Origin of the sequence: Microbispora sp. CL1-1 (assembly GCF_012034195.1) — a bacterium.
Lineage (GTDB): Bacteria > Actinomycetota > Actinomycetes > Streptosporangiales > Streptosporangiaceae > Microbispora.
In genome coordinates, this window is record NZ_JAATEK010000006.1 from 30,192 (window position 1) to 46,217 (window position 16,026).

General features: G+C 69.5%; 21 protein-coding genes. All 21 read left to right on the top strand.

What is annotated here, in order from left to right; translation table 11 throughout:
• Nucleotides 1-410: 410 nt before the first annotated feature.
• The gene (locus HCK04_RS09505; RefSeq protein WP_221889890.1) at nucleotides 411-833 is read left to right on the top strand and encodes a hypothetical protein; all 423 of its coding nucleotides are present in this window, start codon (nucleotides 411-413) and stop codon (nucleotides 831-833) included.
• A gap of 19 nt (nucleotides 834-852) precedes the next feature.
• On the top strand, nucleotides 853-2,370 hold the full coding sequence (locus HCK04_RS09510; protein ID WP_142646807.1) for a hypothetical protein: 1,518 nt from the start codon (nucleotides 853-855) through the stop codon (nucleotides 2,368-2,370).
• A gap of 9 nt (nucleotides 2,371-2,379) precedes the next feature.
• A complete protein-coding gene (locus HCK04_RS09515) occupies nucleotides 2,380-2,610 on the top strand; it encodes a hypothetical protein (protein WP_142646808.1) in 231 nt (76 codons plus the stop codon).
• On the top strand, nucleotides 2,610-3,992 hold the full coding sequence (locus tag HCK04_RS09520) for a phage portal protein (protein WP_142646809.1): 1,383 nt from the start codon (nucleotides 2,610-2,612) through the stop codon (nucleotides 3,990-3,992). The genes HCK04_RS09515 and HCK04_RS09520 overlap by 1 nt, the downstream gene beginning before the upstream one ends.
• A gap of 1 nt (nucleotide 3,993) precedes the next feature.
• Nucleotides 3,994-5,088, top strand: a complete 1,095-nt coding sequence (locus HCK04_RS09525; protein ID WP_142646810.1) for an HK97 family phage prohead protease — start codon at nucleotides 3,994-3,996, stop codon at nucleotides 5,086-5,088.
• Between the two features lie 11 nt (nucleotides 5,089-5,099).
• Nucleotides 5,100-6,368 carry a phage major capsid protein gene (locus HCK04_RS09530; RefSeq protein WP_142646811.1) on the top strand — a complete coding sequence of 423 codons (1,269 nt, stop codon included), beginning with the start codon at nucleotides 5,100-5,102 and terminating at the stop codon, nucleotides 6,366-6,368.
• 513 nt (nucleotides 6,369-6,881) lie between these two features.
• Nucleotides 6,882-7,208, top strand: a complete 327-nt coding sequence (locus HCK04_RS09540; protein WP_142646813.1) for a hypothetical protein — start codon at nucleotides 6,882-6,884, stop codon at nucleotides 7,206-7,208.
• 2 nt (nucleotides 7,209-7,210) lie between these two features.
• Nucleotides 7,211-7,468, top strand: a complete 258-nt coding sequence (locus HCK04_RS09545) for a hypothetical protein (protein ID WP_142646814.1) — start codon at nucleotides 7,211-7,213, stop codon at nucleotides 7,466-7,468.
• A gap of 10 nt (nucleotides 7,469-7,478) precedes the next feature.
• Nucleotides 7,479-7,889 (top strand): hypothetical protein, encoded by a 411-nt coding sequence (locus HCK04_RS09550; protein ID WP_142646815.1) that lies wholly within the window; start codon nucleotides 7,479-7,481, stop codon nucleotides 7,887-7,889.
• Nucleotides 7,890-7,897: 8 nt separating this feature from the next.
• The gene (locus HCK04_RS09555) at nucleotides 7,898-8,197 is read left to right on the top strand and encodes a hypothetical protein (RefSeq protein WP_142646816.1); all 300 of its coding nucleotides are present in this window, start codon (nucleotides 7,898-7,900) and stop codon (nucleotides 8,195-8,197) included.
• Between the two features lie 46 nt (nucleotides 8,198-8,243).
• Complete coding sequence (locus tag HCK04_RS09560) at nucleotides 8,244-8,795, top strand: hypothetical protein (RefSeq protein WP_142646817.1); 552 nt, start codon at nucleotides 8,244-8,246, stop codon at nucleotides 8,793-8,795.
• Between the two features lie 22 nt (nucleotides 8,796-8,817).
• A complete protein-coding gene (locus HCK04_RS09565) occupies nucleotides 8,818-9,474 on the top strand; it encodes a hypothetical protein (RefSeq protein WP_142646818.1) in 657 nt (218 codons plus the stop codon).
• A gap of 4 nt (nucleotides 9,475-9,478) precedes the next feature.
• Nucleotides 9,479-12,346 (top strand): alkaline phosphatase D family protein, encoded by a 2,868-nt coding sequence (locus tag HCK04_RS09570; protein WP_142646819.1) that lies wholly within the window; start codon nucleotides 9,479-9,481, stop codon nucleotides 12,344-12,346.
• Complete coding sequence (locus HCK04_RS09575) at nucleotides 12,346-13,176, top strand: hypothetical protein (RefSeq protein ID WP_142646820.1); 831 nt, start codon at nucleotides 12,346-12,348, stop codon at nucleotides 13,174-13,176. The genes HCK04_RS09570 and HCK04_RS09575 overlap by 1 nt, the downstream gene beginning before the upstream one ends.
• Nucleotides 13,173-13,622, top strand: a complete 450-nt coding sequence (locus HCK04_RS09580) for a hypothetical protein (protein WP_142646821.1) — start codon at nucleotides 13,173-13,175, stop codon at nucleotides 13,620-13,622. Before HCK04_RS09575 ends, HCK04_RS09580 begins: the two co-directional genes overlap by 4 nt.
• 3 nt (nucleotides 13,623-13,625) lie before the next feature.
• Complete coding sequence (locus HCK04_RS09585) at nucleotides 13,626-14,051, top strand: HK97 gp10 family phage protein (protein WP_142646822.1); 426 nt, start codon at nucleotides 13,626-13,628, stop codon at nucleotides 14,049-14,051.
• Between the two features lie 18 nt (nucleotides 14,052-14,069).
• The gene (locus HCK04_RS09590) at nucleotides 14,070-14,396 is read left to right on the top strand and encodes a hypothetical protein (RefSeq protein WP_142646823.1); all 327 of its coding nucleotides are present in this window, start codon (nucleotides 14,070-14,072) and stop codon (nucleotides 14,394-14,396) included.
• Nucleotides 14,397-14,401: 5 nt separating this feature from the next.
• Entirely contained in the window at nucleotides 14,402-14,698 is a 297-nt protein-coding gene (locus tag HCK04_RS09595; RefSeq protein ID WP_142646824.1) for a hypothetical protein, read from the top strand.
• A 3-nt stretch (nucleotides 14,699-14,701) separates the two neighbouring features.
• Nucleotides 14,702-15,187, top strand: a complete 486-nt coding sequence (locus tag HCK04_RS09600; protein WP_142646825.1) for a hypothetical protein — start codon at nucleotides 14,702-14,704, stop codon at nucleotides 15,185-15,187.
• The gene (locus tag HCK04_RS09605) at nucleotides 15,184-15,720 is read left to right on the top strand and encodes a hypothetical protein (RefSeq protein WP_142646826.1); all 537 of its coding nucleotides are present in this window, start codon (nucleotides 15,184-15,186) and stop codon (nucleotides 15,718-15,720) included. The genes HCK04_RS09600 and HCK04_RS09605 overlap by 4 nt, the downstream gene beginning before the upstream one ends.
• 5 nt (nucleotides 15,721-15,725) lie before the next feature.
• Nucleotides 15,726-16,025, top strand: a complete 300-nt coding sequence (locus HCK04_RS09610) for a hypothetical protein (protein ID WP_142646827.1) — start codon at nucleotides 15,726-15,728, stop codon at nucleotides 16,023-16,025.
• Nucleotide 16,026: the final 1 nt, after the last annotated feature.

Consider the following 16,026-nt stretch of genomic DNA (forward strand, 5'->3'; position numbering starts at 1 on the left):
CAACGGAGGCAGAACCGGTCACGCCTACCGGCAACTCATCCGGCTAGTGAAGGGCCGCCCCGACGGGTGGCTGTGCTGCAGATGCCGAGGGGCTATTGACCCGGGCTACCGGAACCCCCACCCCCAGTCCTGGTCCCTGGACCACCTGGTGCCCCTGGCCCATGGTGGTCCGCTGCTGGATCCAGCCAACGCTGCTGCTGCTCATCTCACTTGCAACAGCAAACATGGAAATTCGATCAAGACCATCAAGCAAACGATCATCACAACCCAAGTGTGGTGACAAAACCGCAGGTCAGAGGGGTAGGGGGGGGTATGCCGGCACGTACAAGATCACCCAGGCCGGAGACCCGCGCCCTCTCCATTTTTCTCCCCCCGGCCCCTGGGTGCCGGGGGGCGGGGAGGGGGTAGGGGTGCCGCCCCGCCGCCGCCTCAACCCCGTCCCCGACAAGCAACGCGAACGCTCGCCCGACCTGCGGGACGCCGTGAAGGCAGCGATCGACGGCATGACGTGGCTGTCGGCCAGCGACAAGGCCTTGGCCGTGCTGGCGTTGCGGCAGGCCGAGGAGATCGAGAAGGCCGTCGACCGCGCCGAGGAACTCGCCGATCTGCGCCGCGAGTTCGCCGACGACATGGTCATGCTCAAGCGGCTGCAGAAGCTTGAGGCGATGTGCGAGGTCACCAAGACCGTCGGCTGGTTGGGCCCTCAACTGCAGGGCGTGCTGCGTGACCTCGGCGGTACGCCGGCGGCGCGTAAGGCGATGAAGGACGATCAGCCTGTGGGAGGTCGTCTTGCGCAGCTCCGCGCCGACGCTGCTGGGAAGCACGACTCCTAGGATCTGGACCCGCCCCCTGGTGACCGGCAGGCCGGGGCCGTGCGGCTGCGGCTGCGCGCTGACACCGAAGACGTCGATGGGGTTTTCCGCGGCGGAGTTCGCCGAGGAGGTCCTCGGGATTGAGCTGCTGCCGTGGCAGCGGTTCCTGCTGATCCATGCGCTGGAGCTCCGCTCCGACGGGCGTTTCCGGTTCCGTACGGTGCTGGTTCTCGTCGCGAGGCAGAACGGCAAGACGAGCATCGTCGAGGTCAAGAACCTGTGGAAGATGTTCGTCCTGCAGGTCCCCCTAGTCATCGGGACGGCGCAGAACCTCGACATCTCCGAGGAGTCGTGGGAGAAGGCCGTCGACATCGTCGAGGCCGTGCCCGAGCTCGCCGCCGAGGTGGCCCACGTGGACCGGACGAACGGCAAGAAAGCGCTGCGGCTGACGCACGGGTCCCGCTGGAAGATAGCCGCCGCGTCACGGAGGGGTGGACGCGGACTATCAGGCGACGACGTCAACCTTGACGAGCTGCGTGAGCACCAGACGTGGGACGCCTGGGGTGCGGTGACCAAGACGACGATGGCCCGCCGTAATCCGCAGGTGTGGGCGTTCTCCAACGCGGGCGACAACAAGTCGGTGGTGCTGAACGACCTGCAGGAGAAGGGTCGCGCTGCAGCCGAGGACCCGTCGGCGGATCCGTCGCTGGGGTTCTTCGAATGGTCGGCGCCGGACGACGTGGAGTGCACCTGTGGGCGCCCGGACGGCACCCACACCATGCGGTGCCGGTTGAGGGACCGGGAGGCGTGGGCGCTGGCGAATCCGTCGCTGGGGTACACAGTGACGGTCGAGGCGCTGGAGTCCGCCCTGGCGACGGACCCCGAGCCGATCTTCCGCACTGAGTGCCTGTGCCAGCGGGTGCCGGACCTGGTGCCGCAGTGGTCGGTCATCCCGCAGGCCCCATGGGATGTGCTGGCCGACCCGCACTCGCGGCCAGCAGGGAAGGTCGCGTTCGCCGCGGATGTCAACCCCGAGCGGACGCACGGCGCGATCGGCGTATCCGGTCTACGGAACGACGGGCTGCGGCATGTCGGCCTCACGATGAACGCCGACGGTGTGCTAGATCATCGGCCCGGCACGGACTGGATGGTCGACCGCCTGGCCGAACTCAACGCCAAGTGGGAGCCGGTCGCTGTGGTGGTGGACCCGAACAGCCCGGCAGCCTCACTGATTGAGCCGCTCAGGCTGCGCGGGGTCGAGGTGGTGACTCCGTCGCGGCAGGAGTGCGCGCAGGCGTGCGCGCAGTTGTATGACGCGGTGGTGCCGCCGCCGGAGAGCGACGGGTTCGCACCGGCGCTGCGGCACCTGGGACAGGGATCCGTCGCCGCGGCGCTGGCTGGTGCGGCCAAGCGCGAGTTGGGGGACGGTGCCTGGGCCTGGGCACGCAAAGGCCTTTCGGTCGACATCAGCCCGCTCGTTGCCATCACTCTCGCTGCTTGGGGCCATGCCACTCGGGCCCATGTCGCGGCTGTCGAGCCGTACGCGTTCTGGGACTGAAGGAGAGTCATGGTCACCCTGAACATCCCGCTGGAGAAGATCAGCGAGGACGCGCGGCGGCTCGACCCGGCGAAGGTGGCGTTGACGCTGCTGCTGGCGGTGCCGTTCCTCCTCGGTCTGGTCCTGCGCATGGTCTGGCTTGTGGTGGCGTTCTTGTACAGCGCGGTCGTGTCCGGCTGGGAGATGGGCGGCAACCTCGGCAAGCTGCGGAAGGCGCCTGATGAGGGCGGTCCGGCCTGATGGGGCTTTTGGAACGCGTCGCAGAGACGCACGCCCGCCGCTCGGCCGGCCGCAGCCAGAAGGGCTGGAGCGAGCCGAACTTCTGGGACCTCGATACCCTGCGCTGGCCGTTCCTCGGCTCCTCGTCGTTGAGCGGCGACCGAGAGGAGATCGAGAACGACTTCGAGGGCTACATCGCGGGCGTCTACAAACGCAACGGCCCGATCTTCGCGCTGATGATGGTCCGCCAGCTCGTCTTCAGCGAGGCGCGGTTCATGTTCCGCCGCCGGCGTGACGGCCGACCGGGCGGCTTGTTCGCAACACCGGATCTGCGGCTCCTGGAGCAGCCGTGGCCGAACGGCACGACCGGTGACCTGCTGTCTCGGGTGATTCAGGATGCGGACCTTGCCGGGAACGCCTACGTCACCAAGTTGGACGGCAGGTTGCGGCGGTTGCGCCCGGACTGGGTGACGATCGTCATGGCGTCGGAGTCGGAGCCGGAGCTGTTCGGTGATGCGCTCGACGCTGAGCTGCTGGGTTACTGGTACTCGCCGCGGAGGGCGGGCGCCCGGAAGGACTACTTTCTCCTACCGGACCAGGTGGCGCATTTCGCTCCGATCCCGGACCCGGCCGCGCACTGGCGGGGCATGTCGTGGATAACGCCCGTGCTGCAGGAGATCAGCGGTGACCTGGCGGCGACGAAGCACAAGCTGTCGCAGTTCCGTAACGGCGCGACGCCCACCATGGTCGTCCGGCTCGACGCCAGCGTGACGCCGGACATGTTCAAACGCTTCAAGGCCTTGATGGACGACCAGCACAAGGGCGCCGACAACGCCGGCAAGACCCTCTATCTCGGTGGTGGGGCCGACGTCACACCGCTGACGTTCGACCTGCAGCGGTTGGACTTCCGGCACGTGCAGGGCGCAGGGGAGTCCCGCCTGGCCAGCGCTGCCGGTGTCCCGCCTATCATCGTCGGCTTCTCCGAGGGGCTGTCCGGTTCGTCTCTGAACGCGGGGAACTACGGCTCGGCGAAGCGGAGGTTTGTGGACGCGACGATGCGCCCGCTGTGGCGCAACGTCGCCGGGTCGCTGGCAACACTCGTGCCGGTGCCGTCGGATGCGGAGCTGTGGTGGGACGACCGCGATATCGCGTTCCTGCGGGAGGACGCCCGAGACCGGGCTGACATCGAGCACACGAAGGCCTCGACCATCCGCCAGCTCGTCGACGCGGGCTACACGCCGGAAAGCGTGGTCGCGGCGGTGGAGGCCGAGGACATGACGCTGCTGGAGCATTCGGGCCTCTACTCGGTGCAGCTGCAGCCCGCCGGGCGCGTTGAGGGTGCCCGGTCAGATCAGCCGCCCGGCGACGGGCCGACTCCGCCGGATCCGGCAAAGGAGCAGTGAGATGGATACGAAGGGCTTCCGCGTCGAGATCAAGGACGAGGACAAGGGCCTGGTCACCGCCGTCTTCTCGACGTTCAACAAGCGCGACTCGGACCGGGACGTCACCCGCCCGGGGGCGTTCGAGGACGGCGCGGAGATGCCGATCAGTTCCTACGGCCACACCTCGTGGGACGGGGCGCTGCCGGTAGGGAAGGGCCGCATCCGCACCACCTCGAAGGAGGCCATCCTTGAGGGCGAGTTCTTCATGGACACCCAGCACGGCGCCGACACCTTCAAGACGGTGAAACGGCTCGGCGCGCTGGGTCAGTGGTCGTACGGCTACGACCCGGTCGAGTACAGCTTCGGCGAATGGGAGGGGCAGCGGGTCCGCTTCCTGGACAAGCTGAAGGTCCACGAAGTCAGTCCGGTGCTGCTCGGCGCCGGGGTGAACACCCGGACCCTCGCGGCGAAGTCGGCCGGGCGGGACCAGGTGCAGCGGGCGGGCAGGCCGATCGCCCCGCACGACACGGAGGTCGTGGCCCGCTCCTGGGACGGGGTGAAGATGCTCGACGGCCTGGCCGCCGACGCCCGCCCGTCGGAGCTGCGCACGGTGTTCGCCTGGGCCGACCCCGACAGCGACCCCGAGGCCAAGTCCAGCTACCGGTTCGCCCATCACCACGGGGTGGGCGGACCGGCGAACGTGCGGGCGTGCCTGATGGGCATCGCCCGCCTGAACGACGCGGCGAAGGCCGGCATCCCCGATGCCGACCGGGAGGCCGTGTACCAGCACCTCGCCGCGCACCTGAAGGACGCGGACGTCGAGGTGCCGGAGCTGAAGAGCGGGCCGGTTGGTTCGCTGAAGTTCCACGAGGAAGGACACGCGGTCCTGGCCGCGGTCGCTTCCTACATCGATCGCGCTTCGGAAGTCCTAGCTCTCCGGCGCGCCAAGGGCAGGACGGGCCTCGCCCCGTCGTCGGCTTCGCTCCTGGGCTGGGTCGAGGACGAGATGCGCAGGTTGAAGTCCCTGCTCGACACGCCCACGGGCGATGAGGACCCGACCGACGAGGAGATCGCCTCGGTCATCGCGCGGTCCGTCGCCCAGCTCAATGGATTCTGAGGAGACAGATCATGACGGTGGAAGCGCAGGACCGGATCGTTGAGTTCCCCGCGCTCAAGGAGGCGCAGGAGCGGCTCGACGCCAAGAGGAAATCGCTGGCGGACATCTTCGCCGAGGCGGGCCAGGACTACGACATGTCCAAGGTGAAGTCCATCCAGGGCGACACCCACGCGAAGGTCGCGCACATCGGCGCCCTGAACGACGAGATCACCGAGTGCAAGAAGAAGGTCGACGAGCTGCTCGTCGTGGCCCGCGCCGCGGCGATCGCCAAGGACCACGGCGAAGGCGGCAGCGAGCCGGACGCCCGCAAGGCCCGCGAGGACGCGCCCGAGCGGAAGGGCTCGCGCAAGAGCCTGGGCGAGCTGTTCGTCGCCTCGCAGGCCTGCAAGGGCTACAAGCCGGGCGCCGGCATGGGCCCGTCCGCGACGCTGGACATGGAGCTGAAGACGCTCTTCCAGACGAGCGCGGGCTGGGGGCCGGAGTCGGTCCGGACCGGCCGCGTCGAATACTCCCCGCAGCGGCCGGCGCCGCACGTCGTCGAGTTCATCCCCCAGACCACGACCACGCAGGCGTCCGTGGTGTACATGGAGGAGACGACCTTCACCAACGCCGCGCAGGAGACGGCCGAGGGCGGCACCTACCAGGAGGCGACCCTCGCCCTGACCGAGCGCGCGTCGCAGGTCCGCAAGGTCGCGGTGTTCCTCCCGGTGACCGACGAGCAGTTCGAGGACGAGCCGCGCGCCCGGGCCTACGTCGACAACCGCCTGCCGTTCATGCTGCAGCAGCGACTGGACCTGCAGGCCCTCGTCGGCGACGGCACCGGCGTGAACCTGCTCGGCACCGCCAACGTCGTCGGCATCCAGACCCAGGCCAAGGGCACCGACCCGGTCCCCGACGCGATCTACAAGATGTTCCGGAAGATCCGCGACGACGGCTTCGCCGAGCCGTCGGTGCTGTTCATCCGCCCCGCGAAGTGGGAGGAGGTGCGGCTGCTGAAGACCGCCGACGGCGTCTACATCTGGGGCCACCCCTCGATCCCCGGCCCGGCGACAATCTGGGGCGTCCCCGTCGTGGAGACCGTCGCCGCGCCCGCCACGAGCGCGGTCGCTGGCGACTACATGAACTTCAGCGAGCTCGCGGTCCGCCGCGGCATCGACGTGCAGGTGAGCAACAGCCACAGCACGTACTTCGCCGAGGGCAAGCTCGCGATCCGCGCCGACGTCCGCGTCGCGCTGATCCACTATAGACCCAAGGCGTTTGGGGTCGTTACCGGCCTGTAGTGCCACAATGTCCGATTCGGTCAAAGTCTGCGGTGGCTGCGGTGAGACGAAGTCGCTCGATGACTTCAGCCCAGACAGGCGTAACAGGGACGGTAGGCAGGCACGCTGCCGTCCCTGCAAGGCCAAGTGGAAGCGCGAGTACGCGCTGACGAACCCAGAGCGCATCCGCGCGGCAAACGAGCGGCACGGCCAGGTCCGCCGCGGCGACTACCGATGGGCGCAGCGCCTACGCGCTCACTACGGCCTGACGGTGGAGCAGTACGAGCGGCTTCTAACGGGCCAAGGGGGCGGCTGCGCCATCTGCGGCACGACGCGGCCAGGCGGTCCGGGCAACCGCTTCCAAGTCGATCACGATCACACGTGCTGCCCAGGCGTTGGGTCGTGCGGCCGATGTATTCGAGGGCTGCTCTGTAGTAACTGCAACACCCTGGTCGGTTTGGCCAAGGACGACCCCCAGCGCCTGGATGCCGCGGCGAGCTATCTGCGGCGCGATCGACGAGAAGGAGATGGCGGATGACCCTCGTGAAGACGAACTGGCTGAACGCTGCGACATCGCTTCAGGTCACGGAACCGGAGGAGGTTCCGGGCGCCACGAAGCTCGGGCTGCAGGTGAGCGCCTCAGGCAACCCCAGCTCCGCACTCGTGTGGCTGCAGGGGTCGATCGACGGGGTGAACTGGCACAACCTGCTGGGGCTGGACGCGGCCGGATCGCCGAAGCTCGGTTTCGTCGGTACCTCGACAGGCGTGGTGGTCAGGTACGTACGGCTGGAACTTTCGGCGCTGACCGGTGGGACGTCACCCGCGGTGAGCGCGAGCCTCGTTGCCACCGAAGGAGTCTGACGGTGGTGACGGCGGCGCGGGTCACGGCCGGGAATGCCGCCGTGGCCCTGAACACGGCCAGCACCTCTGGCCAGAAGCTGACGATCAAAAATACGGACACCACCAACGGCGTCGACCTTGGCGGGCCAGGAGTGACGGCGGGCACGGGGTTCCCTCTGCCCAACGGCGCTCAGGTCACGGTCGAACTGGCGCCCGGCGACGTCGTGTACGCCATTCGCTCCGCAGGAGCGGACGTCGTGCTCGCGGTCCTGCGAACCTGAAGGAGAAGACATGCCTGTCATGGAGGGCACCCGGGGTCTGAAGGAGGCCCGCGGCGAGTACGACTTCGCCGTCGACGGCGGCGCGGTCGGCACGATCGTGCTGCGGTCGGCGCCGGGCGACAGCAACGGCAACGACATCCCGAACGGTTCGCTCATCATGGGCGGCTACATCGAGGTCGACACCATCCCGACCTCCGGCGGCGCCGCGACCATCGCCGTCGCCTCCGAGGGTGCCGGCGATCTGCAGACCGCTGCCGCCATCTCCGGCCCGCCCTGGTCGACGACCGGTCGTAAGGCGATCACGCCGGTCTTCACGGCCGCGACCGGTGTGAAGACCACCGCACGCAGGAACCTGGCCATCGCTGTTGCGACGGCGGCGCTGACGGCGGGCAAGTTCCGCGTCGTCGTCTTCTACCGGTAGGAGGGGTGATGGCTCTGCAGTTCGTGAAGCGGCCGGACGGCGACGCCGGGCATGTCATCGCGACGGCCCGGCTCTGCCGCACAGAAGACGACCGCCTCGTCCCCGACAGCGACCCGGACGCCCGCTGGCTGTACTGCACGCCCGGAACGCCGATCCCGCGGGCTGAGGCGGAGCGGTACGGCCTACTGAAGGCCCAGGCCGACGAGCCGGAGCCCGATGCGGGCGGCGACGAGTCGGGCGGCGGGCCTGCCGCCAAGCGGGCGCGGCGCCCGGCCGATAAGGCGCGCGCTCCGCAGGGGGAAAAGTAGGCGGGGGTGAGTCGTGCCCCGTAAGAACTTGTGCCCGAACCCGTGTTTGACGAACGATGTCGCGGGTTGGGGCGGCGGCGGCACGCCGGTCCGTACGGACGTGTCCGGGCTCGGGTTCGCCCGGCAGTGGGCGGCCAGGTACGACACGGGGTCGTTCGTTTTGTCCCCGCAGGGTGCGGTCACTCCGGGCCTGACCTACACGGTGTCGGTCTATCTCCGCCCGGAGTCGTTCCCGATCAGCGGGACCGTGTGGATTGAGTTTTTGGATTCCGGCGGCGGGTCTCTGACGTTCGTCAACGGCGCGTTCTCGGCCCCGGATGGGGTGGTCACGCGGATCAGCATGACCGGCACCGCCCCGACGGGCGCTGTCACCTGCTGGCTGGTGGTGACCGGCGAGAACTACGCGGTGAACGCCACCAGCTACACGATGTGCCTCATCGAGCAGTCCGCCAGTGCGGGGACCTACTTCGACGGCTCGTCGCCGGGTGCCGTCTGGGACGGCACCCCGGGCAACAGCACGTCCACCCTCCCCGATGCCGCCGCCGCGCCGCCGCCGCAGTCGCCGTATCGGCGCCGCCGCCACCTGTTGATCCGCTGACCCATCAAGTGAGGGATGCTCTATGGCCGTGACCGTGGCCGTGTACGGCAAGCTGCAGCAGTCGCTGTGGGAAGGCCGCATCAACTTCAGCAGCGACACCATCAAGGCGATGCTGCTCAGCAGCTACACCGTCGGCAGCACGCAGGACACGGCGCAGTTCCTGTCCGACGTCGTCACCGCCGGCGTCGGCGTCGAGACCTCCGGGTCGGGTTACACCTCGGGCGGTGCGACGCTCGCGTCGAAGACCGTCACCTACACCGCGGCGAACTCCTGGAGCGTGCAGCGGGCCAACAGCACGGCCTACGCGGCCGGGGACGTGGTCCGCCCGGCGTCGGCGAACGGCTACGTCTACCAGGCCACGACCGCAGGCACCTCCGGTGGATCAGTCCCCACCTTCCCCACGGTGATCGGGCAGACGGTCACGGACGGCGGAGTGACGTGGGCCTGCGTCGGCCGCGGCGTGCTGGTCATCGACGCGGCGGACCCGTCGTGGACCACCAGCAACCCGGGCACGTTGGCCGGCTCGCACATCCTGTTCTACAAGGACACCGGCACTCCGAGCACCAGCCCGGTGATCCTGTACTGGGACCTCGGCGGCACACAAACCGCCTCGAACGGCGGCCCGTTCACCGCCCAGTTGGACAACGGCGAGGGCCTGTTGACCACCTTCACGGGATAACCGAGTGGCCCGGGTCGCAGCCCTCGGCGACGGAGCAACCAACGGGGCCACCGTCACCACGGCCAACTCCGGCCGCAAAGCGGGGATACCGTTCGACTCGACCACCATCGGGTCCGGGGCGACCCTGACGTGGGACACCGCGCACGCCGGATACCACGGCACGGCCGCCCTGCACGTAACAACCGGCGCCTCGGCCGCCAACGTGTGGGGCCGCTGGGACAACATGTTCCGGCCCAGCGCCGGGGCCGCCCAGGTCGCGACGGCCTGGATGTACTTCACCGCGAACCCCGCCGCCACGACCACCGTGCTGTTCGTCGGCAACACCACCGCGCAGCGGATCTGCGAGCTGAGGGTCACCGCAACCGGCCGCGTCCGCGCGGTCAACTCGGCGGGGACGACGGTCGTGGACACCACCAACGCCATCGCGTTGAACCAGTGGATCCGCGCCGACTTGCTGTTCACCCCCGACGCGTCCAACGGGGTGCTGCAGCTCAAGCTGTACAACAACCCGGCGAGCGCCACACCGACGGAGACGACGGCGGTCTTCACGGGCCAGAACCTGCGGCAGGCCGACCCGTCCCTGTACCTCGTGGGCGTCGCCAACGGCGCGACGAACATCTCCTACTGGGTGCAGGCGGCGTTCACCGACGGGGCACCGCCGCCGTTCGGGGCGGTCGGCTGGGTGATGTCCCGCTGGCTCGGCGCGGTCACGTCCACCTCGGCCAGTGTGGCAGCCCGGGTCCTGGGCGCGAGCTCCGTCCGGCTGAAGGTCTCCACCAGCTCAGACCTGTCCGCTTCGCCGGTGTTCTCGTCCGCCCAGGTGCCGGACGCCGACGGCACCGTGCGGATGACCGTGACCGGGCTGTCGGCGGACACGGCGTACTACTACGGGATCGAGGTCGACGGGGTCGTCGACACGGAGTACGGCGGGAGCTTCAGCACCGCGCCGACGCCGGGGACGCCGAAGTCGTTCACGTTCTGCGCCGCGAGCTGCGCGTCGAACAACAGCAACGCGACCACGTTCGACGCGATCCGCGCAGAGAACCCGAGCTTCTTCGTTCACCTCGGTGACCTGCATTACCGGGACCTGACCAGCAACGACCAGATCGCCTATCAGCGGGCGTACGACCAGGTGATGTCGTCGCCACGGCAGCTGGCGTTCTTCGGGGCGTTACCGGTGCCGTACATCTGGTCCGATCACGACAGCGTCGGGGCGAACGGCGACGGCACGGCGGCGAGCGTCCCGGCCGCGAACGCGGTCTACAGGTCCAGGGTGCCGGCCTACGGCGACATGCCGGCGGTCACAGGGACCTACTTCTCGTGGACGTGGGGGCGGGTGCGGTTCGTCTGCACCGACGGCCGGTCCTTCATGTCGCCGATCGCCCAGACCGACGACGCGTCCAAGACGAAGTTGGGCAGCACGCAGAAGGCGTGGCTGCTCGACCAGCTGACCGACCCGACGTATCCGCTGATCATCTGGTGCCACGAGGACGCGATCAGCAACGGCCTGACCTTCGTGGGAGATGACACCTGGTCGGCGTACTCGACGGAGCGCCAGGAGATCTTCGACGCCATCGCCGCGGCCGGAACGAACGTCGCCTACATCTGCGGCGACCTCCACTCCCTGGCGGCCGACGACGGCACCAACGTCCCCGCGGCCGGAGCGAACAGCGGCGTGCCGGTGCATGTCGCCGCGGCGATGGACAACACCTCGTTCAAGGGGAACGGCGTCTACACGGCAGGCACCTACCCGGCGACGGACGGCGTGCTGGTCAACCACTACGGCCTGTTCACCATCACCGACACCGGCTCCCAGATCAGCCTCGCTTTCGCGGGCAAGGACGCCGGCGGGGTAACCAGGGTCAGCCAGACCACCACCTGGACGCTGAGCACGCCGCAGAACGCCACGCCGTCCGGTTCGGCCGGCGCCGTCCAGGTGCGCGCATCCGCTGGTGCTGTGACGGCGGTCCGGGCCGCCCCGATCGCCGGCGGTCCGGGGGCGGTCCGGGTGCGTGCCCCGAGCGCTGCGGTCCAGGCGGTCCAGAACTCGTCGCTGCCTGCCCGGGCCGGTGCGGTACGGCTCGCGCCGTCGACCGGGGCTGTGCTCGCTGTGCAGGAGGCGCCCGTCGCCGGCGTGCCCGGCAGTGTGCGGGTGCGGGCCTCGGCGGGTGCCGTGCTGTCGGTCCGGCGGACTCTGCCTGCCGGGTTGGCAGGCGCGGTTCGGCTGCGTGCGTCGGCCGGTGCGGTCCTCGGCGAACAGGTCGCGGCGGTCTCCGGCGGGCCGGGGTCGGTACGGCTGCACGGGGCCCCCGGGGGCGTTGCGACGGTTCAGCAGGCGTTCCCCGCGGCTGGCGGGGGGCGAGTCGTCATCCGCGCATCTGCCGGCGCGGTGTCCACCGCCGTGGGCGGCACGTCGGTCACGGTCGGCGGGCGCGCCGGTGGGGTGCTGCTGCGCGCCGCGCAGGCGACCGTGCTGGCCGTCCAGGAGCAGCCGGTCACCGGCGCGCCCGGGGCGCTGACTGTACGGCCGGGGGCGGGGGCAGTGCTCGCCGTCCAGCGCCAGACCCCTGCCGGGGTGGCAGGAGTCGTGCGGCTGTCGGCCGGGTCCGCGCGGGTCTTGGCCGTTCAGTCCGCGGTCCCGGCCGGTGCCGCCGGCGTGATCCGGGTGCGCGGCGGCGCCGGAGCGCTGGCCGGCCCCGTCACGGTCGTGCTGCAGGGGACGGCCGCCTCGATCTGGTGCCGCCCCGGCCGAGGGTCGGTGCTGGCCGGCGGGACGCCCACCGTCACCCGGGGAGCCATGACGGCGGCAGCGCGAACGGGCGCTCAGGCGGTGCGCCGCGAAAGGGCCGGAGCACGGATGGGAGGCCGCTGATGGCGTGGGACCTCGGTGACGTCGTACCGCTGTCCGTCACCGTCACGAACCCGGCGGGCCAGGCGGAGGACGCGACCGCCGTCCACCTGACGATCACCCTGCCGGACGGCACGTCCGAAACGTACGGCCCAATCGCGTCGACGACGGCCGGGGTGTACGACTACGACTACGCCACGGTACAGGCGGGACGGCACGTGGCCCGCTGGGTCGCGACCGGAACCAACGCGTCGGCGTACGTCGATGCGTTTGATGTCACACCGATTGATGGTGGGGACTTCATCAGCCTGGCCGACGCGCAGGATCACCTGAAGCTGACCTCGACGGGCGATGAGGAGAAGCTCCGGGGCTTCGTGGCGGCGGCCTGCCAGATGATCACGGATCGGGTGGGGCAGGTCGCCCCGCTGACCGTGGTCCACGACGTCACCGGATGCGGTCGAACGGTCGTCCTGCCGGCCCGCCCCGTCATCGCCGTGACGAGCGTCGAAGAACTGCCGGGCCTGACCACCATCCCAGAGGCCGACCCTGCCGCTCAGGTGGACGGCTGGGCCCTCACCTCGGCCGAGGGCGTCCTCACCCTCACCCGGCCGTATCGGGCGGTCCGCGTCACCTACAGGGCCGGACGCAACCCCGTCCCGGCCAACTACCGTCTGGCGGCGCTGGAACTGACCGCGCACCTGTGGCGCACCAGTCAGCTCAACACCGGCGGCGGCAGGCCCCCGGTCGGGGTGGATGAGGTGGTCGTGCCCGGCGTCACCTTCGCTCTGCCGTACAACGTCCGCCAGCTCCTCGGGTTGGACAAGAGGCCGCAGGATGAGGTGCTGGTCGGGTGAGCGTGTCCACGGTCCCGGCTGTCCTGGACGCGATCCTGTCCGCCGTACGGGCCGCCCTGCCCGACGTTGAGGTGTGGGACGGGCAGCCGGTCAAACAAACCCGCGACGACGTGATCTGCATCGCGTTCACGGGCGAACCCGGAGAGGCCGCGGTCACGGCCACGATCACACTGGAGCAGATGGCGGTAGACCCCCGCCGGGAGTCGTACACCATCACCTGCCTGGCCTCCTCATGGAAGGGCGAGGCCAGCAACGCCAAGGCCGTGCGTGACCGCGCCTACGAGCTCGTGGACGGTGTGGTGGCCGCCCTCGCCCAGGACCAAGCCCTCGGGGCGCTGGTGATGCGGGCGATGGTCTCCACGCAGGCGTTCGCGCAGGAGCAGACCACCAGAGGCGCGGTCTCGACCGTGCAGTTCGGCATTCACATCGACGCGTACACGAGGTGAGTCATGCCGTCGGCTGGTGAAGAGATCCTGCGCGTGCTCGACGTGTTCGGGCCGATCCCGGCTGAGATCCGCAAGGAGATCAGGCCCGCGCTGCGGAAGGTCGCCGAGCCGATCCTCGCGCAGGCGAAGGTCAACGCGGCCTGGTCGTCGCGGATCCCCGGGGCGATCGGGATCTCCACGTCGTTCTCCCGGAAGACCGCAGGCGTCGCGATCACGGTGTCGGCGAAGAAGGCCCCGCACGCCCGCCCATTCGAACACCTCGGCCGGCAGGGCACCTTCCGGCACCCGGTGTTCGGCAACCGCGAGAAATGGGTGTCGCAGACGGCGCGGCCGTTCCTGTTCCCGGCGGTTGCGTCGGCTGATGACGACCTGGTCCGGGAGACCGGGCGGGTGGTCGAGCAGGTCGCCCGCAAGCACGGGTTCCGCTGATTCCGAAAGGACACATTCATGGCGACGTTGACCACCCAGGTCGTCCCGCTCACGGGGCTGGCCATCAACTTCACGAACGCGGCCGGCGGAGGCGACAAGTGCACCACCGGCGACGGGGTGACGCTGCTCGTCCGCAACGACGACTCGACCGCGACGACGGTCACGCTGGCGACGCCTGAGGTGATCGACGGTGACCTGACGGTCTCCGACCGGGCGGTGACCGTGGCCGCGAGCGCCATCGAGGCGATCCCCGTCTCCTCCCGCTACCGCGACCCGGCGACCGGGCTGGCGTCCATCACCTACTCCAAGACCACGTCCCTGCAGGTCGCCTGCATCCGGAGGTAACCACTGTGAAGCTCGTGAGAATCGTCCACCCGGACGGGTTGGAAGCCGACGTGCCCGAGTCGGCGGTGCCGCAGCACCGGGCGTCGGGCTGGGAGCTGGCGAACCCGCCGACCCCGAGGGAGCGGGTCCGGCAGATCCTTGTCGGCGGCGGGCTGGCGGAGGACGAGGCGGAGAGGGTCGCCGCGGCGGCCTACCCCGACGACGGCAAGCAGAGCAAGGGAGCCCCGGCGCAGTCCGGGGCTTCTTCATCGGAGGACCAGTCGCCGCAGCGTCGGCGCGGAACCGCTAAGGACGGTGAGTGAGTTATGGCGGCCACGCCGATCGCTGCTGAGACCCGGTATTTCAACCCGGAGACGACGAAGGTCTACTGGGTGCCGACCATTTCCAATAAGGCGGCTCCGACCCGATCGGAGCTGAACGCGGGCACGGACGTCAGCAGGGCAATCGCCGACGTCAACGGCTGGCAGGTGTCCAGTGAGATGATCGACGTGCCGGACATGGGGTCGCGGTTCATCAGCAAGATCCCGGGCCGGATCTCGGCGAACGACTCGTCGATCACCTACTACATGGACACCGCCGGCGTGGACGCCCGGACGGTGATGCCGCGTGACACCACGGGCTACATCGTGTGGCTCGACGGCGGCGACGTGGCCGGCCGGAAGTGCGATGTCTTCCCCGTCACCGTCAGCTCGCACGGTAAGTCGCGGTCGGCGGGTGCGGAGCCCGCCCGGATCACGATCCAGTACGCCATCACGTCCGAGCCGGCTGAGAACGTGTCCATCCCGTCGTGAGCAGTCTGCGTGAGCAGCTCCGGGCCCGGGAGCGGCCGAGCCTCGACTACGAGCTGCCGGTCGGGGATGCCTTTGGAGCGAAGCGGGACCTGGCGGCGGCGGAAGACGCCCACCGCCAGGCCCTGCGGCTCCTGGCCAAGGCTGCCACCGCTGAGGGTGCCGGGGACGACGAGGCGGCGCAGGCTGCTGTGGCGGAGACGCGGCAGGCGGTCGCGCAGGCTGAGCAGGCCCTCGACGCCTGCTACGTCCACATCAAGCTGGTCGCGATGCCGCCGGACGAGTACGAGGCGCTCAAGGCGCTGCACCCGCCGCGGCCGGGCACCGACGACAAGGAGTACGACAGTACGACCTTCCCGCGGGAGTGTTTCCTGGCGTGCGCCACGGAGCTGACGCCGGAGGAGTGGGAGCCGATCCTGCGGGAGAACTTGACGCACGCCGAGCGTGAGGACCTGTTCTTGCTGGCGGAGGCTGTGAACACGCGGTTGGTGAACGCGGCCCTCCCAAAAGGTTCGAGGTCGACCCGCAGCTCCTGACGGAGTTGGAGGTCTGCGAGCGCTACGGCATCCCCCACAGCGAGTTCCTCAAGTGGTCCAAGGACGACCGGGACAAGGCGCTCGCTCTGCACCTGCGGAAGCGGTCGACCTGCAAGCACTGCGGCACCCGGCCGGAGGAGTGGGACGAACGCCGCGGCGGATCCCGCAACGCCTACGTCCCGGACATCGATCGCTGCCGCGGCTGTGAGCAGATGCAGGCGTACGACGCTTCCCTGAGCCCCGAGGACCGCAAAGAGCTGGGGCGCGGGATCTACATCGTGCTGAGACGCAGACGGGAGGTGTGAC